Source organism: Sphingobacterium prati, assembly GCF_013167215.1.
Classification (GTDB): domain Bacteria; phylum Bacteroidota; class Bacteroidia; order Sphingobacteriales; family Sphingobacteriaceae; genus Sphingobacterium; species Sphingobacterium prati.
Genome location: NZ_JABJWY010000038.1, coordinates 895,949 through 921,282 on the forward strand (window position 1 = coordinate 895,949; position 25,334 = coordinate 921,282).

The 25,334-nt window shown below is 39.2% G+C and carries 24 protein-coding genes; 3 read left to right on the forward strand and 21 right to left on the reverse strand.

The features are described from left to right. Positions 1-90 precede the first annotated feature (90 nt). The 5 genes from HPC41_RS22900 to HPC41_RS22920 are packed head-to-tail and all read right to left on the reverse strand — an operon-like array spanning position 91 to position 4,923. Positions 91-1,152 (reverse strand): WaaS/CpsH family glycosyltransferase, encoded by a 1,062-nt coding sequence (locus HPC41_RS22900; protein ID WP_172396393.1) that lies wholly within the window; start codon positions 1,150-1,152, stop codon positions 91-93. Between the two features lie 12 nt (positions 1,153-1,164). Next, positions 1,165-2,229, reverse strand: a complete 1,065-nt coding sequence (locus HPC41_RS22905) for a glycosyltransferase (RefSeq protein ID WP_172396394.1) — start codon at positions 2,227-2,229, stop codon at positions 1,165-1,167. Further along, on the reverse strand, positions 2,229-3,182 hold the full coding sequence (locus HPC41_RS22910) for a WaaS/CpsH family glycosyltransferase (protein ID WP_172396395.1): 954 nt from the start codon (positions 3,180-3,182) through the stop codon (positions 2,229-2,231). Before HPC41_RS22910 ends, HPC41_RS22905 begins: the two co-directional genes overlap by 1 nt. Then, positions 3,182-4,171: a WaaS/CpsH family glycosyltransferase gene (locus HPC41_RS22915; protein WP_172396396.1), complete on the reverse strand. Its 990-nt coding sequence runs from the start codon at positions 4,169-4,171 to the stop codon at positions 3,182-3,184. The genes HPC41_RS22910 and HPC41_RS22915 overlap by 1 nt, the downstream gene beginning before the upstream one ends. After that, positions 4,168-4,923: a glycosyltransferase family 2 protein gene (locus HPC41_RS22920; RefSeq protein ID WP_216660857.1), complete on the reverse strand. Its 756-nt coding sequence runs from the start codon at positions 4,921-4,923 to the stop codon at positions 4,168-4,170. The genes HPC41_RS22915 and HPC41_RS22920 overlap by 4 nt, the downstream gene beginning before the upstream one ends. Before the next feature lie 404 nt (positions 4,924-5,327). Between HPC41_RS22920 and HPC41_RS22925 the strand changes: the two genes are divergently transcribed. Then, the gene (locus tag HPC41_RS22925) at positions 5,328-5,939 is read left to right on the forward strand and encodes a glycosyltransferase family 32 protein (protein WP_216660858.1); all 612 of its coding nucleotides are present in this window, start codon (positions 5,328-5,330) and stop codon (positions 5,937-5,939) included. Here HPC41_RS22925 and HPC41_RS22930 read toward each other — a convergent pair. The 14 genes from HPC41_RS22930 to HPC41_RS22995 all read right to left on the reverse strand — a co-directional run bounded on the left by HPC41_RS22930 (position 5,936) and on the right by HPC41_RS22995 (position 21,013). After that, positions 5,936-7,045: a glycosyltransferase family 4 protein gene (locus HPC41_RS22930; RefSeq protein WP_172396398.1), complete on the reverse strand. Its 1,110-nt coding sequence runs from the start codon at positions 7,043-7,045 to the stop codon at positions 5,936-5,938. The genes HPC41_RS22925 and HPC41_RS22930 overlap by 4 nt on opposite strands. After that, a complete protein-coding gene (locus tag HPC41_RS22935) occupies positions 7,042-8,067 on the reverse strand; it encodes a glycosyltransferase family 9 protein (RefSeq protein ID WP_172396399.1) in 1,026 nt (341 codons plus the stop codon). The genes HPC41_RS22930 and HPC41_RS22935 overlap by 4 nt, the downstream gene beginning before the upstream one ends. Before the next feature lie 4 nt (positions 8,068-8,071). Then, positions 8,072-8,677 (reverse strand): DUF4254 domain-containing protein, encoded by a 606-nt coding sequence (locus HPC41_RS22940; protein ID WP_172396400.1) that lies wholly within the window; start codon positions 8,675-8,677, stop codon positions 8,072-8,074. Between the two features lie 254 nt (positions 8,678-8,931). Continuing rightward, positions 8,932-10,413 (reverse strand): NADH-quinone oxidoreductase subunit N, encoded by a 1,482-nt coding sequence (locus tag HPC41_RS22945; RefSeq protein WP_172396401.1) that lies wholly within the window; start codon positions 10,411-10,413, stop codon positions 8,932-8,934. Between the two features lie 6 nt (positions 10,414-10,419). Then, positions 10,420-12,021 carry a complex I subunit 4 family protein gene (locus HPC41_RS22950; protein ID WP_172396402.1) on the reverse strand — a complete coding sequence of 534 codons (1,602 nt, stop codon included), beginning with the start codon at positions 12,019-12,021 and terminating at the stop codon, positions 10,420-10,422. 3 nt (positions 12,022-12,024) lie between these two features. After that, positions 12,025-14,079 (reverse strand): NADH-quinone oxidoreductase subunit 5 family protein, encoded by a 2,055-nt coding sequence (locus HPC41_RS22955; protein WP_172396403.1) that lies wholly within the window; start codon positions 14,077-14,079, stop codon positions 12,025-12,027. Between the two features lie 3 nt (positions 14,080-14,082). Continuing rightward, positions 14,083-14,391: an NADH-quinone oxidoreductase subunit NuoK gene (gene nuoK, locus HPC41_RS22960; RefSeq protein WP_172396404.1), complete on the reverse strand. Its 309-nt coding sequence runs from the start codon at positions 14,389-14,391 to the stop codon at positions 14,083-14,085. After that, a complete protein-coding gene (locus tag HPC41_RS22965) occupies positions 14,388-14,930 on the reverse strand; it encodes an NADH-quinone oxidoreductase subunit J family protein (RefSeq protein WP_172396405.1) in 543 nt (180 codons plus the stop codon). Before HPC41_RS22965 ends, nuoK begins: the two co-directional genes overlap by 4 nt. 4 nt (positions 14,931-14,934) lie before the next feature. Further along, a complete protein-coding gene (locus HPC41_RS22970; protein ID WP_172396406.1) occupies positions 14,935-15,498 on the reverse strand; it encodes a NuoI/complex I 23 kDa subunit family protein in 564 nt (187 codons plus the stop codon). A 3-nt stretch (positions 15,499-15,501) separates the two neighbouring features. Next, positions 15,502-16,575, reverse strand: a complete 1,074-nt coding sequence (gene nuoH, locus HPC41_RS22975; RefSeq protein ID WP_172396407.1) for an NADH-quinone oxidoreductase subunit NuoH — start codon at positions 16,573-16,575, stop codon at positions 15,502-15,504. Between the two features lie 324 nt (positions 16,576-16,899). Next, positions 16,900-18,186, reverse strand: a complete 1,287-nt coding sequence (locus HPC41_RS22980) for a citrate synthase (protein ID WP_075994228.1) — start codon at positions 18,184-18,186, stop codon at positions 16,900-16,902. A 191-nt stretch (positions 18,187-18,377) separates the two neighbouring features. Next, complete coding sequence (locus HPC41_RS22985; RefSeq protein WP_172396408.1) at positions 18,378-18,623, reverse strand: hypothetical protein; 246 nt, start codon at positions 18,621-18,623, stop codon at positions 18,378-18,380. A gap of 6 nt (positions 18,624-18,629) precedes the next feature. Beyond that, complete coding sequence (locus HPC41_RS22990) at positions 18,630-19,637, reverse strand: SPFH domain-containing protein (RefSeq protein WP_172396409.1); 1,008 nt, start codon at positions 19,635-19,637, stop codon at positions 18,630-18,632. Between the two features lie 5 nt (positions 19,638-19,642). Continuing rightward, a complete protein-coding gene (locus HPC41_RS22995) occupies positions 19,643-21,013 on the reverse strand; it encodes a hypothetical protein (RefSeq protein ID WP_172396410.1) in 1,371 nt (456 codons plus the stop codon). Positions 21,014-21,360: 347 nt separating this feature from the next. Here HPC41_RS22995 and HPC41_RS23000 point away from each other — a divergent pair, with 347 nt between their 5' ends. Together HPC41_RS23000 and HPC41_RS23005 are read left to right on the forward strand one after the other, a co-directional pair. Next, the gene (locus HPC41_RS23000) at positions 21,361-21,723 is read left to right on the forward strand and encodes a BlaI/MecI/CopY family transcriptional regulator (RefSeq protein ID WP_172396411.1); all 363 of its coding nucleotides are present in this window, start codon (positions 21,361-21,363) and stop codon (positions 21,721-21,723) included. 4 nt (positions 21,724-21,727) lie between these two features. Continuing rightward, positions 21,728-23,812, forward strand: coding sequence for a M56 family metallopeptidase (locus HPC41_RS23005; protein ID WP_172396412.1), 2,085 nt, complete (start codon positions 21,728-21,730; stop codon positions 23,810-23,812). Between the two features lie 48 nt (positions 23,813-23,860). Here HPC41_RS23005 and pth read toward each other — a convergent pair whose 3' ends face one another. Then, positions 23,861-24,424: an aminoacyl-tRNA hydrolase gene (pth, locus tag HPC41_RS23010; RefSeq protein ID WP_172396413.1), complete on the reverse strand. Its 564-nt coding sequence runs from the start codon at positions 24,422-24,424 to the stop codon at positions 23,861-23,863. A 168-nt stretch (positions 24,425-24,592) separates the two neighbouring features. Next, positions 24,593-25,189: a 50S ribosomal protein L25 gene (locus HPC41_RS23015; RefSeq protein WP_121120480.1), complete on the reverse strand. Its 597-nt coding sequence runs from the start codon at positions 25,187-25,189 to the stop codon at positions 24,593-24,595. Positions 25,190-25,334 lie beyond the last annotated feature (145 nt).

Here is a 25,334-nt window from a genome sequence, read left to right on the forward strand (position 1 = left end):
AATAACTAACGAGTGTAAAAGCAGTTTAATTACATCTGCTGGCATAAAAACTTAAAAATATGAAGATTTATTGATTGATATCTTTATTATTTATGATTGAGCTGGCAAATTGATTGGAATATGCTCTTCTTGGTCAAAAACATACTTGATCCAGTTAGAGAAACTATATTTCCTTTTTATTAGAGGATCTATTTCTCGCATGGGTGTATTAAGGAATGTAATAACTTGATTGTAGTCAGTTGTTGGATCAATGATCAGTATATTGTCAGGTTGGTAGAAATCATATTTTTGAATAGATTTTTGGGTGGTGATCAACTTCTTGTTGAACCCTATTGCTTCTAAGGCACGAAAAGATAATCCATCATGTAAATAATTAGAAAAATCAGCCAAGGCTTTGGACTGTCTAACTAAATCTATATTTTCTAAATACGTAATACCATCATAAGTGGTTGTAATGATAGGACACCGTTCTTGTATCTCTTCTACCAATTCCTGGCTATGCGTATTGATGATAGCATTGATTTCTACCTCTTCTTTATTTTTGAATAAATTGAAAAACTGATAAATATCAGGAATCCTTTCTTTGATGTATGTTCCAATGAACAAAATATCGGTAGATTTACCGGTCAAGTTATTGTCTTCTTGTTTGGTTATTTGTTGATCTAGGTAAAAGTTGGTTAAAGGTAAGGTGCCGGGTAAGGCAAGGTCAACAGGATCAAATACAAAGAATCGGTCAAAAATCGCTATTCTTGAGAAAATATCAGGATAGCGATTTAATCCATCCCATTGATAACCGACGGTAAGTCTAGTAATATTTTTTACCTTCGCAATGATCGATTTTGGAAACAAGTCCGGCCGGATAAAAAGGGCATAGTCTGCTTGCTGTATATGCGCAAATTTCCCCTCGTATTGTTCATCCAGAAATCTTTTTCGCAATACATCTTTATACTGATAGTCTTTTAAAATAAGTTTCCGGTAAAGGTTTTTGAGCCGTAATACTAGACTTTTGTAATAAAAAGGCTTTTCTTCGATATTGATGTCTACAACTTCAAATCCCAATACTCCCAACTGGTCACTGATAACGGAATTTAGACCAAAATTTTTGGGAGCGCCAAGTATAACTATTTTTTTTTCGTTTTGTTGCAATAGCATTTCAAATCCTGATTATCGAGCAAATATTTTCGGAGATTGCATAATTTCATGCCAGATGTTTAAAGTATCTTCTTTTTCCATTTGCAGTGTGTAATGGGAGGAAACAAATTCTGCAGCGAGTTGCCCCCTTTTCAACATCTCATTTTGGTTTTGCTCAAATTTTTCAATAATTGTTTTTACGGCCTCAACATAGTCAATAATATCGCCTTCGGCCACCGCTGTTGTGAATGATGGATCAAAATATTCTTTTCCGCCTTGTCCAATATAGCCTACTACATAACAGCCGCATGCCATCGCTTCAACGGGAGGTAAGCCAAAGCCTTCTCTAAAGTTGAAACTCAGAAAAATCATGCTTTCTTTCATGATTGTTGCAACTTCCGATTCTGTTTTATTATCAATTGAAACTAATGACCAATCTTTTGGAAGTCCGGTCAAACGTAGAATATTGACAACCTGCGAAACATCCCCGCCAAGCTTTCTTGGCATGAAACATATCTGTTTTCTTTTGTTTGTTCCCAATGAAAAGACGTCATGATTTATCCCTAATCTCATTTTCAAAGTTGTTATATGAGGAAAGGCATAACTAAAATAGTTTTTTGCATCGTCTGAAGCAACGATGGTAGCTACGGTATCAGTAGAGTTATAAGGTGTATCTTTGTAATCTCCATCTAATGCGAAATGGTCAAACGTATAATAACAGTTCTGATTAAAAATAATACGTTTGTTAATAGGCATAATCTTATGAATTCTAGGACCATAGATTTCAGGAAATACAAGAATAGCGTCTTTTTCTATACGATGGCTGATTAATTTAAGGATTTTTAAGAATATTTTTTTACTGAATGTAATCTTTTTTTGTCTATAATCGTATTTTAGCCTTTTAAATAACCAAGGATTATATTTTATAGAGACTTTGGCGTTAAACCAACGCTCTACCTTTCCTAATTTTCGATGTAGGATTACGGCATTATATCCCGCCTCATTAAGGATTTGTACTTGACGATACATTTGTTTTACACCGCCGCTTGCGGATCTATTGGTAGGGCAAATAAAATATATGGTTGGCTTATTCGGCATTATGATATGATGGTTTGAATCCAGTTTTTTATAAAATACTTTTGTTTGATGTTGCTGTCAATTACTTTATACGCACTATTAAAAAAAGACTGCGGTATGTCTATCGTATTGATGTCCTCAATAATATGAATATTTTCTTCACTATAAAAATCAGCATTATAGATATTGGCTGTCGTTATTAACTTTTTCCCCAAGCCAATAGCTTCAAACGGTCTAAATGAAAGCCCACGTTGGTTAGGGTGGGCAAGATCTAATATTGCTTTGCTATCAAGATAGTATTCATAAGCTTTATTAAATGGAATAATCTTATGAATCACTTCAATATTGTTTGGAAGTTTTTCCTTAATTGGATGAGATGGATAAGTAAATATTCTGGCTTTAGCTTTTATTCCCTGTTTTTCAAAGTATTCAAACAATTTGAGTGCATCGTTTATTCTGTTATCGTACGTCATCAGTAATGCTACGTCGTATGCCGAAGCTTTTTTACTTTGCTCGGCAAAATAAAAGTTTGTAATCGGTTTGAAACCGAATTTTAGACAATCGGCGGGATCAAAGCTAAAAATAGTGCCAAAAGAATTGATGAAATTTTTCTGCGTGGGAATTTTATCAATACTATCCCAGAATAAGCAAACTGATCGGTTACAAGCCTGTTGTGCAATCAATAGATCTTCTGCTGTCAAAACATCGGGACGATTAATGATTAACAAATCAAACTGTCCATGCTGTGCAATAGTTTGTCGTATATATTGTCCCTTTTTTATTTCTTTCAGATTTTTACGCAGAAAAATTTTGAGAAAGAAGTTATAAATCCGTTCACCAAGATTTTTGTATTGATAAGGAAGTGTTGAATTGATATCAATGACTTTGTGATTACTGTATTTTTTTAGCCCTTCGCTTACAACTTCATTAAATCCGTAATAACCGGGAGCGATAAATAAAATTTTTTTCTTCATTAATAGAGAAGACTTTTAAGATTAAAAATTTTTTTTAGCCATGTGTCCAGCGTATAGCGCTCGTAAATATCGTCCGAGATCTTTTTGTAAGGACTGTTGAAGAAAGACAGATCTAAATTACTTAAATTTTTATCGATATATAAGATGTTCTGTGTCGCATATAAGTCATAATCGATAATGCTGGGGTTATCGGTTATAATCTTCTTTTCTAGCGCCATGGCCTCGAAAATTCGGAAACTTAGCCCCTCCTGTCCTTCACGCATCAAATCGATAATTACCTTGGACTTTTTATACTCATTTAATACGGCTTCATTACTAATAGGTTTCTTTCGGAATTCTATCAGCGTTGAACCCGTTGGCCTAAGGAAAAAATTTCTGAGTTTTTCTTTCCAAACCTGTTTGCCAACAACGATGATTCGGCTTTTTATATGGAAATCTGAGAGGTGAGCGACCAATTTCCTTAGTAATTTAATCCGGTATTTATCATATGAGGTGATGTAAAAGAGATCATGTTCAACAGTGTCGGACTGAACTGGCTGATCAGATATGTAGTTATAGTTCGTAATCTTTTCAAAACCGTATTTTTTAACGTCTTTGTCTTCAAAAGAATAGATCTTGTCAAACAGTTCCAAACGATCTTTAACCGGAAATCGTTCGAGATTGTCGTATAGATAGGAAATCAGATATGGAGTATAAGATTTGATCTGCTTAATGGTCTCATAGTCCAAATTATGGGGATTGAGTACAAGGATCTTGTCCTGAGGGCCGAGCTTGGCCAGCGAATCAAGCACATATTGTTGGCGTTTGATGTGCTTGATGTTTTTGTTTAAGAAGATTTTGCTCAGGGCATTGCGGAACCGTTCGCCAAAGTTTTTGTAGCGATATGCTCCCATGTTAATATGAGAGGCATCGACTCCTTTTTCTTGTAATTTACTTACAATATGGTGGTCGTAATTCCAATAATCAAAGCTTATAATGCAAATCTTCATCTCTTTTCTTCTCTTTTCAAGGACATAAAAGTTTCATGTACACTCAGGCTCTGCAAGTAACAAAGTTGATAGCCTCGTCGCCCATCAAGTATTCCTAGTTTCAAAAAGTATGCCTTAAAAAATTTAAAAGACACTTTTGCCAAGTGGCTCAATAACGAATAACGTTTGTTCTTCGCATAGAGTTCCTTGCCTTTAAGCGCTCCATAATGAACCATTTTCTCTTTGTAAGATGTATAATCAGCAAAAGAATAATGCCATATCTTATTTTTTAAACTACCAATCGTTCCGTTGACTATCAATGTCTCGTGGACCTTCTTTTTGGTGTCGTATGTAGCCTTACTCTTTTTGAAGAGACGGAAATTCTTGTCGTTTTGTGTGCCAGAAAAATTAATCCGCTCACCACAAAAGAAAAATAAGCGATACATATAATATGCATCTTTCGCTTGTGGATCATTGATGGTCTCCACTATTTCAGTCTGGCATGCCTTAGTCAGGCGTTCATCGGCATCCAAAAATAGTACCCAGTCGTTACTGGCGTATGTCAATGCCAAATTCCGCTGTTTGGTAAAATCTTCGAATTTATTTTGATAGATCTTTACTTTAGAATGCAATCGTGCAAGTTCCAAGGTACGATCGGTACTGAACGAATCCACTAAAATGATTTCATCGGCAAATTCTAAACTTTTAAGAACTTCGCTAATATTATCCTCTTCGTTGTATGTAATAATTAAAGCGCTTATTTTTTGACTCACGTATACGATTTAATTAAAAGTTGGACCATACTATATCAATCATAACGTATTAGTTTCTCATTTCGTTACATTAGGCTGGAAAAAATGACAATTATTGTTTTGCAATTTAGTCCCTAAGCTCAAAAAGCTTTTTCATTGTGACAAATATATTACATATTTTTTGTAATAAAACAAAAAAACGGAAATGCTTTTTTACTTAGGATTGTCAAAGAAATGTATTTTCGATTATCAAACACAAAAACTTAAACCTTATTAATTATATATGATTATTTTTGCACGAAAAGTAATAGCAAATTATTTTTTATGACGCTATATTAGCGTTATTTACGTATTTAAATTCAATATAGTAAGTGGCTATTCCAAAAGTTATATACCAGACTTTCAAAACAAATAAAATTCCTTTATTGACCAAATTTTATATCTGGCGATTTTTAAGAAAAAATAAAGGTTACCGTAGAGAGTTTTTTGATGATGCTCAAGTGGATGCGTTTGTTAAGGAGTCTTTTGATGAACGCACTTATCGTGCTTATTCACGGCTTCAAATAGGTGCTGCAAAGGCTGACTTTTTTAGGTATGCGATCTTGTACATTAGAGGCGGTATATATTTGGATCTTGATAGTGACATTACAGGGAAATTAGATCAGGTAATTCGAACAGATGATGTCGCTGTAGTGGCACGAGAGAAAAAGTGGCAACAATATTTTGCGCAATGGGCGCTTATTTTTGATAAGGGGCACCCCTTTCTGAAGGAAACCATCAAACTCATTGTTGAAAATATCGAAAACAATAGATTTCCGCACGATGTGCATTCGATGACTGGTCCGACTGTTTATTCGCTGGCCATCAATAATGTTATTGCGCGTAATCCGGAGGTTTCGTACCGCATTTATACCGATGATTACAAAGGCATAATGAAATTTAAGTATAAATTGGGAAAGATCCTTATCTATGGGGATCGCTCTAAACACTGGAAGAAACTGCAAAAGGTCATTCCTGTCGTAAAAGCTGAAAATTAAAGTGTTAGGTATTGCTCGGCCCACTGACTGGCTAAATGCTCATCATTAAACTTTTGGACATAATCCAGTCCTTTGATACGCATGTCCTGGCGGAGCATAGAATCCTCAATAACCGTTTTGATAGTATGTCGGATATTTTCAATGTCATGTGGTGATACATATTGTGAAAATGGACCTCCTGCTTCTGGAAAAACTCCCGAATCCGTAGTAATGACAGGCGTACCTGAATATAGGGCTTCAATGATTGGAATCCCAAATCCTTCATAAATAGAAGGGTAGATGAATGCGAGCGCTGAGGAATATAGAATAGAGAGCTCTTGCATATCCAAGCCGCTAAGAAAATAGACCCTATGCTCCATTTGATGCTTGCTGATGAACTCTTTAAGCTGAAGTTGGTATTTGGTGCTTTTTCCCACTATGACTAAAGGTATGTCAATATTTTCTATTGCCTTGACAATGGAAAGTGCATTTTTCCGCTCTTCTATCGTTCCTACATTCAAAAGGAACTCATCGGGTAAGCCTAAGCGCTTTTTTAAGGCCTCCTTTTCAATCGCGGTTTTTTCTATTTTAAACGCCTCATGACAGCCCTGGTAGATGATAGCTATTTTTTCAGGCGGGATATCGAAAAATTCAACAATATCATTTTTAGTCTGTTTACTGATCGCGATAATTTTATCTGCCTGACGGCAGGCATGAGCAAATTTCTTTTTATAGATCCATCGGTCAATCGGATGGTATAGTGAAGGGTAACGCATGAAAATTAAATCGTGCATACTCACGATCGATTTAATTCCCGCTGATGCCAAATCGACCGGAATTTCTCCGGAAAGACCGTGAAAAATAGCAATCTGATCTTTTTTTAAATCCGCTACTATTTTTTTTGTTCGCCAGAGGTTTTGGAAATTTTGGCTGATATATCCCTGTGGTGTCCTAATTTGCTCAGGATTGACGAGATTAAAATAGCGTTCAATGGATGTTTTTGCGGTATAGAGCAAATACTCATTTTGCGGGACGAACTTCGACAAAATACGTATCAGATCCCGGCTGTAATTCCCTAAGCCTGATGTGTTGTTAAAAAAACGCTTTGCATCGAATCCTATCCTCATCTTATCGCTGTTATCTTTTCGATCACCATTTCCGGTGTAATTAAATCAATTGCTTCTATACCGTTACAATCGCAGGGTATGTTGCCATATACTGAACTAGGACGGTCGGGATGCTCTACTTGGATACAGTCCGCTGCTTGCTGCCCATAGCCCGTAAATCCCGCGTAGGGGTGTGTTGCCCCCCAAAGTGATAAGCATCTTATACCCATCAATGAGGCCATGTGCAGTCCGGACGAATCCATGCTGATCATGAGATCTAGGTTGGATATGATATCCAGTTCTTCTCTCAACGTAAATTTCCCGATGGTATTGTAGGTGTTTGGGAAACGTTCAGTCCAGTTCTGCGCGATTTGAAATTCTTCTTCGCCGCCTCCAAAGAGCAATACATCATAACCATTATGGGTAAGATGGTCTATAACCTGTGCCATCTTATGCTGTGAAAAGACCTTATAACGGTGTTGCGCAAAAGGGGAGATGCCGATTTTCCTGCGTTCAAAATTACCAAATAGGCTAAATGCTCCTTTTGGGACATCCTGCAGATTAGGCGTCAACTGATGACTCAGCTCAATGCTAAATCCTAGTGTACGGAATACATCCGCATAGCGCTCAACAGTTAGTCTCAGCTGCCGCTTAATCTTATGTTCCTTACGTGTAAGGGCTTTTTTTTCAGCACGGCCTTTGTCCAGTTGTTTGACATTCATGCCTGTAAGTGAAAATAAGACATCGAGCACGCGCGAGCGTAAATTGAAGTGTAGATCTGCTACAGCATCAGCACCATACTGTGCCAGTTCTTTTTTTAGCCTTACTAAGCCCCAAAAGCCTTTATGAACTGTCTTCGGTTCAAAGGGGTGGAACTTGACATTCTTTATGCCGTCAAAAAATGGGGCAAAAAACTGACGGCTTACCATGATAATCTCTACCGCCGGATACCGCTGACAAAATTCTTTCAATACAGAAGCTACCATGGCGACATCGCCCATGGCCGAAAACCGGGTTACTATGATTCGCTGCGGCAGTGGCATGTCCTTATTTTCCGGATGTATAAAGTATAGGGTTCAGTTCGGGATCGTTATACATTTTCATCTGTTTATAGACCTTCATGTATTTTTCACCCGATTCTATAGCAGTCAATAATTCGTCGATACTTTGTGAAAGATCTGTACGTTGCTCGAGCAAGATGTTCAATTTGCTCTGACAAGCAGTGATATGTGCTTCTGTGGCATCTGAACGGAGCGTTTCCTGCTCCATATGATAAATTTTTAAAGCCAGGATGGACAATCTATCAATAGCCCAAGCTGGGCTTTCGGTATTGATTTTTGCTGAAGGCAATGCTTGGATACCTTGATATTTTTGCAAAAAGTAACTGTCGATATATTCTACCGTATCCGTGCGGTATTGATTCGACTCATCAATGCGTCGTTTCCAATATAATCCGTCCTTGGGATCTATCGCGGGATTACGTACAACATCTTCCATATGCCATTGTACAGTGTCAATCCAGCACTTTAAGTATAGGAGGTGTTCTAGGGATTGTTTGTCATACGGATTCTGGATTGGATGATCAATCTGATCGTATACGTGGTAATCCTGGATAGCACGTTGAAAAATTGGATTTGCTATTGCACTAATCATGGTACAAACTTAGATAAATTGCTTTTTATATGCAATTTAATTGCGCTCCATATAAAAACAATTATTCGTTCTTGTCGCTTCTTTTTAGCGCTCATGATTGCCACGCAATTTATCCTTCTCTCCTCGATCATAGAAAGGCTTTTATCTGAGAAAATTAAAATATAGGATGGAGCTACCCTTAACTTCGGGTACTGTCTAAATACGTTAAATTAGGGACAAATCCGGCTACTGAAGAGCGGATTTTAATGGCTTTTTTAAAAAGCAGAAAGCAATACGTCCGGGAATAATCCAAGCAAGACGACCAAAAGAGTACACAGCAAGCCAATACCGAGAAGCAAAGGATTGGATTTGCCTGTATATTGACCAACACTGTCTTTCAAGAAAGCATTCAATGGGATTTTAAAGTAATAAAATAGGGAGATCACTGAGGTGAGGGCGCCCACGATTAACAAAGCCAGTAACCCAAAAGATTGGAAGTTTTGATATTGTTCAAATACCTTTGAAAATATCAGGAGCTTTCCGACAAATCCAGCCGTCGGAGGCAAACCGATCAAAGCGATTAAGACTATGGAAAATGCGGTGAACAATACAGGTGATTGCTTGCCCAGTCCTTTATAGGATTCGATAGACGTGTTTCCCAGATTGGATTCCAAGCTGTCAATAAAAATAAAAACAGCAATATTCATCAATGCATAGATTGCTAAATAGAACAGCAAAACGTTTGACTCATTGTTTTGATAGACCAATACCGCCATCAAGAGTATTCCGGTGTGGCCAATGGAAGAATAGGCCATCATCCGCTTGGCATCCTGTTGCCGTAATGCCGCCAGATTACCGATCAGCATGGTTGTGATAGCAATGATAATAATCGCGTAAGCCAAGAAATCGCTGAAATAAAAAGATACAGCAAGCCAGGCTGCAAGCAATTTAGAAAGGAGTACCACAACGGCAATTTTCGGTACAGTCGCCAGGTAAGTGGTGATCACTGTTGGTGCTCCCTGATAAACATCGGGGCTCCAAACGTGAAATGGGAAAAAACTCAATTTAAAACCAATGCCAGTTAGTAAAAATAGGAGGGCAATACTGATCATGAGTTTCGGCGCTTCCACCAGGCCCGCGATATGGCTCTGCGCATCAAAATTCAGGTTTCCCGTGAAACCGTATAATAAGGAAAGACCATAGAGCATGACGGCTGCACAGATAGAACCGAACAGTACATATTTCATCGCTGCTTCGGACTGTGCTTTATTGGACGAAAAATAACCGACCATAATATAAGAACTGATGGATACCGTTTCGACGGAAATGAAGATCATCAGCCAGTTGCTCGACATGGTCAATAGGTTCAACCCTAAGGTTGCGGTCAACAGTACGGCATACAAATCTCCCAGAGGTCGATCATGCTGATGACGCTGCTGAATAAAAATTGTAATGAGCAGGGTTGAAAGCAGAATAATCAGCCGTGCCGATGTGGCGAATGTATCAATGTGGATCATGTCGAAGAATCCCACCATCTCTACATGGCTTAACCCTTGCCCCAATAGGTAACAGCCGCTTAACAACAATCCAGCGATTGTAATCGTAAACGATGTTTTGTCCCAATATCTGTCACAGAAAAGGCTAGCGATAATAGCGCCTATAAACGTAATGATCAGCGTTAGTTCCGGTTTGAAATAAGGAATGCTACCAATAATTTGATCTATAAGTGAACTGATATATGGACTGAATGCGAGCATGCTGAATTAGATAAATTGTTGGATAAAGCTGACAAGATTCAATACACTTGCATTGAGGTTGTTGAATATCAAGGATGGCATAACACCTAGTAAAAGTGCGAGCGCCAAAGTAGGGAAAAGAATCAGCTGTTCACGGCTGTTGATATCGTTCAATTCATTCGCCCAAGATTCGCCGCCTTTTAATCTGATCTGACCAAAAAACATCCGTTGAAGTGTCCATAAAAAATAGGCTGCACTCAAGAGGATACCAATTGAGCCGGCTATCGCCATCCAACGGGGAAGGCCGGTACCTACACTGGCTGCATTGAACGAACCGATGATAACAAATGCTTCGCCAATAAACGCTGAGAACCCAGGAAGACCCAATGAAGCGAAGAATGCAACAGCAACATAGCCTGTATACTTCGGCATTAGCTGGGCCAGACCTCTGAAGCTATAGATATTTCGATCGTGCACACGGTCATAAACCACACCGACAAGGAAAAAAAGTGCCGCCGATAGAAAACCATGGGAGATCATTTGGAACATGGCGCCTGAAATTCCTTCGGCTGTCAATGAGGCAATGCCGAGCAATACAAAGCCCATGTGGGATACCGATGAATAGGCAATCATCCGTTTTAAATCTTTTTGTGCTAAGGCATTTAATGCGCCATAGATAATGGAGATGACGCCGATCAGTCCAAGCCACCAATTTGAAAGTGCGGCCATGTCTGGAAAAATGCTATAACATATACGGATAATCCCGTAACCACCGATTTTTAACAGGATCCCCGCTAAAATAATGGATACCGGAGTCGGCGCCTCAACGTGTGCATCTGGCAACCAGGTGTGCAGCGGTACGATAGGTACTTTGATCGCAAAAGCGAAAAAGAGTACGACAAAACCAACCAATCTGGCCGATATACCCAATATTTCTTGATAGCCGTCCCACCCGAAGATTGAATCTCCTAAATAATTTTGCGGATTCATCATGTAGATCATATTGAAGGTATGCGCCCCGGTTAGCGGATTGATCACCGAAAAATATAAACCTACAATGATCAACAGCATAAACACCGATCCAAAAAGGGTATAGAGAAAGAATTTTATGGCAGCATATTCACGTCGCGCACCGCCCCAGATACCGATTAAAAAGTATAACGGTAGGAGCATGACCTCATAGAACAGATAAAATAAAAAGAAATCCAATGCACAGAAGATGCCCATTACAGCCATATTGAGTACCATAAGCAAGGCGAAATAACCTTTGGGGCTTTTTTGTATATTCCAGGAGGCTCCGATTGCCATCAGCATCACGAAAGCACTGAGCAGTAATAATGGCATGGAAATTCCATCTATCCCGACCAGATAATCGATCTCCAGTTTCCCTATAGAACCTAAGTCAAGGCGAATCCAGGGAAGCTGTTCGACAAATTGATACCCTCCCAAATCCTGGACACCAGGTTGGCTGGCATCAAAATGAGCATAGCATATTCCGGCCAGTACAAATTGTACCACCGTAAATGCTAGGGCAATATATTTGTAACTCGATTTGTATCGTGTCGGTAGGGCGAGGATAAACGCCGTCGCCAGAAGCGGTAAAAATATCAGTAAGGATAAAATAGGCATTTCCTAAAAAAATATAAGATAAATTAAACCAAGTAAAACGAATAGAAAAACGGAATACAAGGCAGTCTGTAATTTGCCATTCTGTACCAGGCGAACCTGGTTGCCAGTCCAGTAGGTAACAGAAGCAACTGCATTGACAAAACCGTCTACAATATGTTTGTCCATCCACACGCTCAATCGGGAGAGGGATAGGACGATAAACTGAATAAAAGCGACAAGTGAATCGACTACATAGCGGTCAAACCAGTAACAGAACCGCGCTAGTTTCAGTGCGCCATCAACAAAGATCCATTGATAGAGTTCATTGATATAAGCCTGGTTGAACGCTGCCTTCAGCGACAAGCTATTGGCGTTAAGCGGATATTTTTGTTGTACGTACCATTTCCAGCCGATTATCCAACTCACTGCCGAACCGATCAATAAAAGCAATGGAATAATCACATGTGCGTTGTGGCTCGGTGCAAACGTGTATTCATCCAATAGAAGGCCATCCATCAACCAGGAATCGTGATAGGAGAATGGATTGAGCGAAAATACCGGGAATAAGCAGCAGAGCCCCAATAGAAACATTGGAATCAACATGGTTTTTGATGCTTCGTGCAGGGGGGCATCAAGCAATTTGTCCCTGACTTGATCCATTATCCGGAAATCACCGAAAAAAGCCTTAAAGATCAAGCGACCAATATAAAACGCGGTCAGTATACTGACTATAACAAGAATGATTGGAATAAGGAGGTAAAAATCGCCTTTTGACTGAGCCCACTCATAAGCGGATATAACGATACTGTCCTTGGAAAGATAACCTGATGTCAACGGGAAGCCTGCGAGCGCTAGTGAGGCAATGCTCATCAGCATAAATGTTTTGGGCATATACTTTCTGAGACCACCCATATTCCGAAGATCCTGTGGGTCAAAATCAAGCTGGCTGTGTACTTTAAAATGTGTCATCTCATGGATGATCGCCCCTGCAGAGAGAAACAATAGACATTTAAAGAATGCGTGCGTGACTAAATGAAAGAGTGCTGCGTCCCAAGTCCCGATACCAATTCCCACCATCATAAAACCCAGTTGTGAGATGGTTGAAAAGGCTAGGATACGCTTAATATCGTATTGACCTAGCGCAAAATACGCTGCGGATGCCGCGGTGATTGTACCTATGGTAGCGATAAATAACAATGTGCTTTCATTGAATAAGGGAAATACGGTGGCCAGCAAAAATACGCCTGCTGCGACCATAGTAGCGGCGTGGATCAACGATGACACCGATGTTGGTCCTTCCATGGCATCTGGTAGCCATACATGTAACGGGAATTGAGCTGATTTGGCCATCGCCGCAAGGAAAAACGCTAGTCCTGCTATCGTAAGCCAAATCTGATCCATGCTGTTGACCGGAGAGACCCACTGTCCATTGGTGACAGCAGATTGATAGATCAATCCCGCTTCTCCAAAAAGATCGACCAGATTGAGGGTCTTGAACTGCGTAAATATAATGGCCAAACCAATCAGAAAACCGAGGTCTCCGATGCGGTTTACTAGAAATGCTTTTTTATTGGCCTGTACAGCTGTTTCGCGTGTGAACCAAAAGCCGATAAGGAGATAGGAAGCAAAACCGACCAGTTCCCAAAAGATATACATGAGCAACAGGCTATCCATAATGACCAATCCAAGCATGGCAAAACAGAAGAGACTAAGATACATCCAATAGCGATGAACACCAGGGTCGCCTTTCATATAGGCTCTTGAGTAGATATGTACCGGAAGGGCAACTGTTGGTACCAAAAGAAGCATAAGTACACTCAGGTTATTCAATAGGATGCCAACTTTAAAGGTAGACGCACCAATGGTGAACCAGGTGAGTTGAGCAGATACGACTGGATGATTCCAAATGGTCAGCCAAGTAAGTGCAGCAAATATAAAACTACATACAATTCCAAGCAGGGAAATAATCCCGGACTGATCGCGCTTACCTACCAGCGCTTGATATAAAAAAGCGACAAGTGGTGCGGCTACTGTAAGCAGCGCAGTGTATATGGGTGATATGTGAGCAAGTTGGTTCAATTCTTACTTATCTTTTAATTCATTGATTTGATCGGGATTGATGGTTTTATAATGTCTGTATACATTTAAAACCAGTGCTAATCCAACAGCAACAGCCGCAGCAGCAAGAACAATGGCGAATAAGGCAAAAATCTGCCCACCATAACTAACTTTATCGTATTTACCAAAAGCCACAAAGTTTAAGATCGAGGCATTGATCATAAGCTCAATACCCACTAAAATCATAATGGCATTTTTCTTGGAAAGTACGGTATAAAGACCAATACAGAATATGCAGGCACTGACAACCAGAAAATGTGTTAGAGTAATCATCTGTTGCGCTCCTTTCGCGATAAATGTGAGGCTCCGATAAGTGCCATCATCAAAAAGACCGATATGATTTCAAAAGGCAACACATAAAAAGTCATAAATCGCAATCCGATTTGTTGAATATTATTATCTGTTGGAATAATTTCGGTATTATTTTGCCGGGCCTGTAGAATCCAGGTTGGGATAGACTGCTGCCATTCGTTTATGCCAAGTATCATGAGGGTTAGAAAACCCAAGGTCAATACAATTGCTTGCCACTTGGGCATGCTTAGAAATGAGCCACTACTGTCCTGAAGATCTTTCAATAGTTCTTTGTTGGAGAGCATAAAGGCAAATAACATCAGAATTAATACGCCACCCACATAGACCATGATTTGTGTGATGGCTACAAAATCTGCTAAGGCAAAGAGGTAGAGACCCGCCATGGCGAAGAGCACGATAAAAAATAAAAAAAGGGCACGGGCTATATTTTTAAGATTGACCAGGAGCAGTGCGGATCCAATTGCCAGTACAGCAAAGGCATAAAATAAAATAATTTCCATATGCTTATTTTTGCTTTGCTGCCTCCTTTTCAGCTTGAAACTGCGTCCATTCCGCTTTGCGTTGGGCAACCTGTTCGTCGGTCATATCTGAAAAGCCGTAGATCAGATCGGTCAATTTTGGCGAGCTGCGGTCATATTCATTGGTCATGACAATACATTCGGTAGGGCAGACAACAGTACATAGGCCACAGTACATACATTTGGCCATATCAATATTGAATTTGGCCGGATATAGCCGTTTGACGCTACCGTCCGAAGTCTTTCCGATCGCTTCTGGCGATTTGATTGCTTCAATCTCAATGCAATCTACCGGACATGCCTTTGCACAGAGATCGCATACGATACAATCGTCAATATCCACTTGCAATTGATATCGGGCAATTTCGGGGATAGGCATTTTTTCAGCGGGGTACTGTACGGTGACAATGCCCTCCTGATGGTCAAAATAATGATCGTTTTTGATATTTAATTCCTGACGCGAGCGTCGAGCGCCAAACAAGTGCTTCACAGTCAAAGATAAACCTTTGATTGCTGTACGAAATGCGTGGGAAGCCGTTTTAAATATCATATCTTATGCTATAATTAATATTCTCCAAATGGCGGAAATAGCCATGCAAATAAAAGCTAACGGTGTCAGCACCTTCCAACATAAGCTCATTAATTGATCTGCACGCAAGCGGGGTAAGGTCCACCGAATCCACATTTGTACCCCTACGATAAATAATGATTTGGCCAGGGTCCAAAAGATTCCCCAGGCCAGCCCGGTTGTCCAGTCGGCCAATCGCATAGCACCGATATTGGGGAGCGGTGAATTCCAGCCACCTAGAAATAGGACTACGCCTAACATCGCTACCAAAAACATCATGGCATATTCGGCCAAAAAGATAAAGGCAAACTGTATGCCGCCATATTCCGTATGGAAACCACCCACCAATTCGGATTCCGCTTCAGGAATATCGAATGGTGCCCGGTTACATTCCGCAAGCGTTGCGATAAAGAATATGAGATAAGTGACAATTAAATGGGGCGCTTGGAAAATATTCCAAGCGAAGATGCCGCCAATCTCATTCACTTCCCAAAAACCTAAAAATTTGATACTTCCGTTGGTCAGAATACCCTGGCCGATTGCGATTTCATTGAGATTTAGGGTCTGTGTTAACATGACCACTGTAATGAGGGAGAGCCCAACAGGTATTTCATAGGAAACCATTTGCGCTATTGCGCGCATGGACCCCAATAGGGAATATTTGTTGTTGGATCCCCAGCCAGCCATCAAAATCCCCAATGCGTCAATGGAGATGATGGCCATAATAAAGAATAATCCGGTATGTGTATTCGCCGGAATAAAATCTTTGGACCAGGGAATGACTGAAAACCCGGTGAAAACAGCTACGAAAATAATAACTGGAGCAATTCTAAAAAGAATTTTATCGGCTAATGTGGGTGTTATTAACTCTTTTTGAAGTAGTTTAAGGATATCGGCTATGGTCTGTAAAGTACCGTATTTTCCGGTTTCCATTGGTCCGAGACGATCTTGGACAAATCCCGCAATCTTACGCTCAGCATATACTGCAAATAAGGTAAATGCTGCTATAAAGGTGAAAATAGCAATCGGAACCAAGATATGTAGTATTGTCTCCAGCAAGTCTTATTTATAATGATTTTTAATAAGCGTCCAATGAATACGCAAACTTAACGAAAAACAAGGAATTTCGATAGGGAAAAATTAAAATATACTTAACAAGTAGATTATTGTGACATAATGAAGCTTTTAGCTAGATATTCGTGTTTAGATTTGAGGAGTTAGCATTGAACTTTTGGCTATATATGCCTGCGATTTTTCATACGGCGTGTGGATTTTTGTCTTCATAATGTATTTAAGAGACATGTGCTTTTAAAAGGAAACTCTACATAATCTCCATAAAAAAAAGCATCTCGAAGGATGCTTTTTTTATGGATGTAAATCGAATTAACGATTTGAGAACTCAACGTAATCACGTTCTGTATGCCCCACATACACTTGTCTTGGACGGCCAATTGGCTCTTTGTTTTCACGCATTTCTTTCCACTGTGCGATCCATCCTGGAAGACGGCCCAACGCAAATAAAACGGTAAACATATCTGCTTTGAAACCTAATGCACGATAAATAATACCTGAGTAGAAATCGACATTTGGATAAAGTTTTCTATCGATGAAGTATTGATCATTCAATGCTGCCTCTTCTAGTTTTTTAGCAATATCCAATACGGGGTCTTGAACGCCTAATTTTTCTAAAATATCATCACATGCTTTTTTGATAATCTTAGCACGAGGATCGAAGTTTTTGTATACACGGTGACCGAATCCCATTAAACGGAACGGATCATTTTTATCTTTGGCTTTTGCGAGGTATTTTTCTGCATCACCGCCATCATTTTTGATCGCTTCAAGCATTTCAATTACAGCTTGGTTGGCACCGCCATGCAATGGACCCCACAAAGCATTGATACCTGAGGCAACAGATGCATAAAGGTTCGCATTGGATGAGCCTACGATACGAACTGTTGATGTCGAACAGTTTTGCTCGTGATCAGCATGCAAAATAAGCAATTTGTGCATGGCATCAATCACAACAGGATCGAATGTTTTTTCGTCGTTCACCTCGCCGAATAACATATTCAAGAAGTTGTCAATATAGCCTAAGTTATTTTTAGGATAAACGACCGGATGACCTAATGATTTTTTTTGGATCCAAGAAACGATTGTTGGCATTTTAGCCAAAAGATTGATGATCGTTTGATCTTCTTCTTCGTCTGTTAAGTTTGGATTTAAAGATTCAGGGTAAAATGCAGATAAGGCGCCTACTAAACAAGAAAGTTGGCCCATTGGGTGGGATTTGGATGGAAATCCAGCGAAGAAATTTTTCATGTCTTCGTGAATCATCATTTGCTTTTTAATGTCAGCTCTGAATTTTTCCAATACCTCTTTTTTAGGAAGCTCTCCATAGATTAGTAAATAAGCAACCTCCAGGAAAGTCGATTTCTCTGCCAATTGCTCAATTGGATATCCTCTATATCTCAATATGCCTTTTTCACCGTCAAGGAAAGTAATCGCACTTTTTGTTGCACCCGTGTTTTTGTATCCTGGGTCTAACGTGATAAATCCACTTAGATCTCTTAATTTGGAAATATCAACTGCTTTTTCATTTTCAGTACCGACAATGACCGGAAGGTCATAAGAAGTGCCGTCTAAATTTATAGATGCTTTATCTGACATGTTTATATATTATCTTATATCTGATTTTGTATGCTAATCTCACAAATTTAACTATTTGATATTTAAAACTGAAAGTTCTTTTGGAATTTAAATGACATCATTGCGTCATTTTGGATAATATTGAATAACAATTTACTTAAATAAGCAAATAATTTATTCAAATTTAACACTATCTTATTATGCCCAAAATATTAATCAATTTTTCGTTGGGCGACTTTTCCTTTGTCTTCATATTTCCCGTTTTTGCCCGAACCAAAAAAAGGTAAGATCACGAAACATACCAAAACAATGGACGTTAAGGTAAGAATACCTGTTGTCCATAAGATTTTGCTGAAATTTTCAGCATCTAAAAAATGGATACCCCAGAGTCCCAATAGAAAATAGGTGGCGACAAATAGGATAACCAGGGTGAATAATATACCAAAGATGTATTTCATAATGGGTTATATTTTATTGAGAATCTGTTTTTTGAGTGTATCGAATTCATCTTGGGTAATGATGTTCTCGCGTAGTAGCAATTGTAATTTTTGCAATTTTTCAACAAAATCACCTTCCTGTTGGATATGGTCTTTGATTTCTTCTTTCTGAAGATCAAACTGCTTGCCTAGTTCCATGCCGACACCGAGTTGTGCGCCAATTCCTGCCAGTCCACCTTCATTTTTTGCGGCATCCCGGAGGGCACGTAATTTTTCCAACTCCACATAGCTAAGACCGGCTTGTTGCGCAGCTTGATTTTGTGTCGTCAAATCCGCAATTTCACCAATTCGACGTTGTGTGTTCGCATCAAACTGGGTTCCTAAGATCTTAAAATCTGTAATTTCTAAGCCGAGATCTTTAAAATCCTGTTCGACAGCCGCTTTTATGTCAATAGACAAAACAGGGAGTTGGCTATCGATTTCATTATAACCCAATTTCTTCTGGGCAATCTGCGCGACAATCTGTTGCGGAATCCGATTGTTGATAACATCCTGAATCGCCGCTGTGCTGACTGTGTTTTGATTGGCAACGATGTTTTTATAGAAATGTACTGGTTCTTTAATGATGTAAGAGAAAGTACCATTCAAGCCTATTTCAACCGGAAGATTATATTGTGGGTCAATGTATTTTATTGGATTTCCTGTTCCCCAAGATTGATTGACAATAGCTGCAGTACGAAAGAAGTAAATATACAGCTTGTGTTCAGACTCGAAATTTTGTCTCAACCTTGCCAGGGTTGTAAAGAAAGGGTGATTATCCGTTTTTAAATTATAGGTACCTGACTCTATGAGCAGGCTTTCACCTTTCCCCTCATAGACAAGGATACAGCCCTGCCCAGGAGCGAGGATAAGTTTGCTGGAATTCTTAATTTCATTCCTTTCGGAAGGAAATTTATACCATAATACACGAGGGTCTTGATTTTTCCACTCAATGACCTCGGATAATTGGTTGTTAAAAAGATTGAATAGTCCCATAATGTTTAATTTAATGTATCGAATTTGGGGTTATACCCTTCGAACTTGTTGATTTGTTTTCCGCTATTATCAAAATAGTAATAGTCGCTTGACCCTTTGACAATAAAACCATCTTTGAGTAGACAGCCATTCCCATAAATGGATTTAAGGTCTGTGGTGATTGTTTTCTGTATCGCACCGGTCGATATATCCAATAGCTGGATCTGTAGCGGATCATCTTCCGCTGGTGTTGGTTTGTAGGCAATCAGGAGCGTTTTGTCATGCTGAGCAACCACGATAGGCTGAAAATAGAGCCTACCTGGAGTAAAGTCTTTAAAACTAATCAGACGGGCTCCCTTAATTTGCCATGGATTGATCAGTACCTTTTTGTAGGGATCGCGGTCGGTAAAAATACCTGATCCACCAAAATCTTTATCCCAGGAAAAGCGGGGGCTATCTTTGGGGAAGCCATATTGATAGTAATAAGTGTATTGAATTAACTGAATTTTTTCTTCTGGATATGAGCTGGATTTACTTGAAAAAGTGAATTCCGTTTTTGTCGTTGGATTAGGGAGTTTTTTTCTCCTTTCATCGTAGAGCTGTTTGTCAGGAATTGATTTGTTAATTAGCGGATAATAAGCTAGGTTTTGTCCTTCATTATTGATAATTTGATAGGCAGAGCCATAATCTTCGTATTTGAATTCTACTTTAGCAATACCGGTGCTGAGTGACGGTGCATCCTTAACATAATTTTCAAGGACACTTTTGTAGGTTAGGCTATTTCTGTCCAATTGATAGATGTACTTGGATTTGATGATGATGTAAAGGTTTTGGTCTTCAAATACCTGTAATTTAACATCGCTACTTGATAACTCCGCGGGAGTTTCCATCAGCTGCTTTACCCATTCCTTTTTTCCAGTTTTGGGGTCAAATAATCCGATATATACTTTATTGTCTTTGCCTTCGTCAAATCGCTTCCTGGGAGTTCCGACATTGCCCACGACGACGACGTGTGGAGAATTATCTTTGTCCAGAAATAAAATATTGCTTGCATAATTCCACTCCAGCGGTTCGGCTTCTTCTTTTTTGTCTGCAGTATTGGACGAACGATAAGTCGAATAATTCGGTTCTGATTTTTTAGAGAATATAGAACTCAATACACCAATAATGAACATGAGCGCAATAAAGCCCACAACAGCAAATAATACAATCCGTACAGCTTTATACTGCTCTGGGTTGTTGCGCGGATAATTGTAATTGTGATTGATGTTGATGTCGTCACTATCTAAAAAAAACTCAGTTCCACAACTGTCACATTTATAGTAATCAGGTCGGATTGTACTGACTTTTATACTGCCGCAATGAGGACATTTGATCGCTTTGATACTTTTAGCCATTTATTGTTGTTGTATTTGTTTTGAATTACTCCTATTTAATTTGTTCGTACCGTCCGCAGATCGCATTTTTTTAACCCGCCTATATCTGGATCTGGGCAATGATAGAAAATTATATTTTGCTGGAAAGTTAAAATAAAAAATAGGGTATAACAAATTTTCGGCCAGTCAACTCATATTCGCAGCAGATGATTTTAAATGCGTCTAAAAATGCTGCATATTGTTATGTTACAGAAAATAATGGTTTTATACGATCTGTAAGTTGATCTCATGATATAAGTGTAAAATAATTTTTGGTATTTACGAATTATTCGTAGATTAGTGAAAGATTAGTAAAGAAAGATTAATACATGGAAAAGTTAACAGCGCAAGAAGAGCAGGCAATGCAATCTATCTGGAGCCTAAATGGAGGTTTTATTAAGGAAATTCTGGATAATATAAAAGGTGAAAAAATGCCTTACACAACTTTGGCATCAACGGTAAAGAATCTGGAGCGCAAGGACTTTGTGAAAGCTGTCCGTTACGCCAACGCGAAACGTTACGAACCTATGGTTAGTGAGCAGGATTATAAGGCGAAGTTTATGAATTCCTTTGTAGGTGATTATTTCAAAAATTCTTATAAAGAGATGGTTTCATTTTTCGTAAAGGAGGAGAAGCTTACCGAGGGCGAACTAAAGGAGATCATGGAGATGATTAAAAATAACAAATCTTAATGCGATGGAAAACCTGCTGACCTATATCATACAAGTAAATCTGCTGTTGAGTATAATCTACTTGGGTTATGTCGGACTGTTGAGGGGACTAACGTTCTATTCACTGAATAGGGCCTATTTTTTAATAGGTGGCCTATTTGCTTTTATATACCCGTTTCTGGATTTAAAATCACTGTTTGTAAATCAAGGATTGGATATGGGCGCAGTCGGTGAACAGATTTCATTTTATATGGGAGAGCAGGATGTACAGGAGCGGCTAACAGTGGGCGGTCTGTTGGAGATGGTTTTTATTTTAGGTGCAGTCGTGTTATTGCTGAAATTTCTATTTCAACTCTCGAGTTTGTTAAGGATTCACCTGCATTCGACAGCGGACCGATGGAAAACGTATTTTTTTCGGAATGTGTTTATTCCTATTGTGCCATTTTCGTTCTTGAATAAAATTTATGTGAATAAGGGGCAGCATGTGGATGCTGAACTGAAAGATATTTTTAAGCATGAGGATATTCATGTGAAAGGCCTTCACAGCTTGGATATTTTATTGTTTGAAATCATATTGGTGTGCTGTTGGTACAATCCTTTCGTCTGGTTCATGCGCAGGGCCATTCGCCAAAATTTAGAGTTCCTGACTGATCAACGGGTGCTCAATAAAGGAATTGACAAACAGACGTACCAATATAGCCTATTGAATGTGTCCAAAAAGGGTGCTTCAATAGGGTTGAGCAATCAATTTAATTTTAAACTATTAAAACGTCGAATTATGATGATGAATAAGAAGAGGTCATCCAAGATAGAACTGAGTAAATATGCGTTCCTTTTGCCTGTATTTTTACTAACAGGAGCTGCATTTACCGTAAGCAAAGCGGAAGGGAATATCGAAGGTGTCGTTGAAAAGGCAAATGAAACTACCCTTTTGAAATTAGCTGCAGGTGCACAACAAGGTGGTGATCCACTATCGGTTAAGATGCTCGGTGAAGCAGGAAAAGTACGCAATGAGGCCTTCGGTACGGATACGGTTAAGATAGATACAAGCCGGCGATCAAATGGGACTACTGTATTGAGCGGTCAGATTGGTGCTTTGAAAATCAGAGGTGCTTCTGATCCGATTGACAATCCGCTGTTTGTATTGGATGGGGAAGTTATTGATAAAAAGGAACTAGATGCAATTGCTCCGGAGCAGATTGAATCAATATCAGTATTAAAAGATAAAGCTGCTACAACCGTATATGGTGATAAGGGTAAAAATGGTGTCGTGTTGGTCACTACCAAAAGGGGAAATAATACGGGCAAACTTCAGGGAAAGGTGACGGGCATCTTTGCCAGACAGGACTCCGTCGGTAAAGCAAAGACCGCAGTGGTCAAGTATCCTGCTAATATTCTGTATGTGGTGGATGGTACGCGAATAAGTTCGGAGGATATAAAAGATATGGATCCGAACAATATTGAGCGTATTCACGTTATTAAGGATGGCCCGGCTCGGACAAAATATGGTGAAGAGGGGAAAAATGGCGTCATTGAGGTAATCACAAAAAAATGGGCAAGAGAAAACCCGGATAAAGTGGATAAAGCATCTCACAAACTCAAATCAGAAAATAATCCAGATGAGCGGGTTATTACGGTAGGGGGGTATAAAAAGGATGATAAGGGAAATGATCCTAAAACAATAACCTTTGAGGGAAAAGCTGCCCAAAACGATAATCCAGGGAAAACTGCGAAATTTGTAGCACAAACGGCAACATACGCCAAAGTAGAGGGAGAACCAGGGAATATCAATGGCGTCCGGATCCGTGGTCTATCGGGAAAAGAAAAACCATTGTTTGTTGTTGATGGTCAAGTGCAGTCTAAAGACCGCAATGATCTGAAATCCGAAGATATTGCGTCCATCGAAGTTCTTAAAAATCAAAGTGCAACGACTCTTTATGGTACAGCGGGGTCGAATGGTGTTATTCTCATAACGACAAAGAAAAAAGCGGGGGAATTGAATGCCGGGAAGGGAGATGGGGAGCCACTGGATGGAAAGATAAAGAAAATAATCAAGACCGAACTTGTTAATGAACGAAACCGTGCTGAAGCGATGAAGGGTAAAAGGTAATAACCAGAATATTTTGATGGAATAAAATAAAAGGGACTGCAGTCCCTTTTATTTTGTATTCAGATTGGTCATCGTCAGTTCGATCCCAATATTGACAAAACTTTGGATCATCTTAACGGAATGGTCTATCAATGCCGGAAGTTCTGCTTGTTCATCTTTGTCAAAAGGGCCAAGGACATAGTCCACCTGTCTGCCTTTGGGATAGTTATCGCCAATACCAAAGCGTAGACGTGGGTATACCTGTCCGCCGCAAAGCTGCTCAATGGATTTAAGTCCATTGTGTCCGGCGCTGCTTCCCTTGGGTTTCATACGCAACGAACCGAAGGGAATCGCCAGGTCATCCACGATCACTAAGACATTCTGAATCGGCACTTTACATTGCTGCATATAATAATTGACTGCTTTACCACTGAGGTTCATATACGTAGTCGGCTTAATGACGGTTACATTATGCCCTCTTTGTCTAAATTCGCTATAATAGGCTAATTTCAACAGAGAGAAACTAGCGCCAGCTTGTTTAACGAGCTCGTCGGCAACCATGAAACCAATATTGTGCCGTGTATCGGCATATTCACTACCGATATTTCCCAATCCAACGATAAGATAATTCATGACGTAAAAATAAAAATTTAATAAACAAAAAAGCACCGAATTTCGGTGCTTTCTGTAGTATAGAACCATCATGAGCTCAAATAAGCTCAACGAATGGATGAATAGCTGCTCATGATAGCTTCATTGCCATTAAAGAGCAAATTAATTTAATGAATAATCTTGTTCAGATTATTTTTTACCACCTTTAGCTGCTTTAGCTGCTTCTTGTTCAGCTTGACGCAATGCACGGGACATGATAACGGATACGATTGTATCGTCAGCGTTGTTCAATACTTTTGCGTTGTCCAATTGAACTTGAGCTACACGGTATGATTTACCAACTTCTAAAGATTCCATTGGTACTTCAATTTCTTGTGGCAAGTTAGCAGGTAATGCTTTTACGCGTAAATTGCGTAATTTTTGAACTAATTTACCCCCCATTTTAACACCTGGAGATGTTCCTGTTAATTTGATAGGAATATTCAATGACACTTCTTTGTCATCAAATAATTCTAAAAAGTCAACGTGAGTAACTAGGTCTGTCAATGGGTGGAATTGTGCGTCTTGAACGATAGCTCTTTTTGTTTGACCGTCAACGTTTAATTCTACGATAATAACGTCAGCAGTGTAAAGAACTGGTTTCAAATCAGCTGCGGATACAGAAAGAGCAGTTTGTTCTTTGCCTCCGTAAAGTACTGCTGGTACTAAACCTTGGTAACGCAATTCTTTTGCATCTCTTTTCCCTACGTTCTGTCTTACAGAACCGCTAATAGCAATTGATTTCATCTTTTAATTTTTATAAATTTTGAGGTGCAAAGATAATTTAAATTTTGGTATTATCAAAAAAAACTACTGATATTGAGGGGCTAAGATGTGTTATGCTATTTTCCTGGTTGCAGACTTGAAGGAGACCTGTTGAATATAACCACAG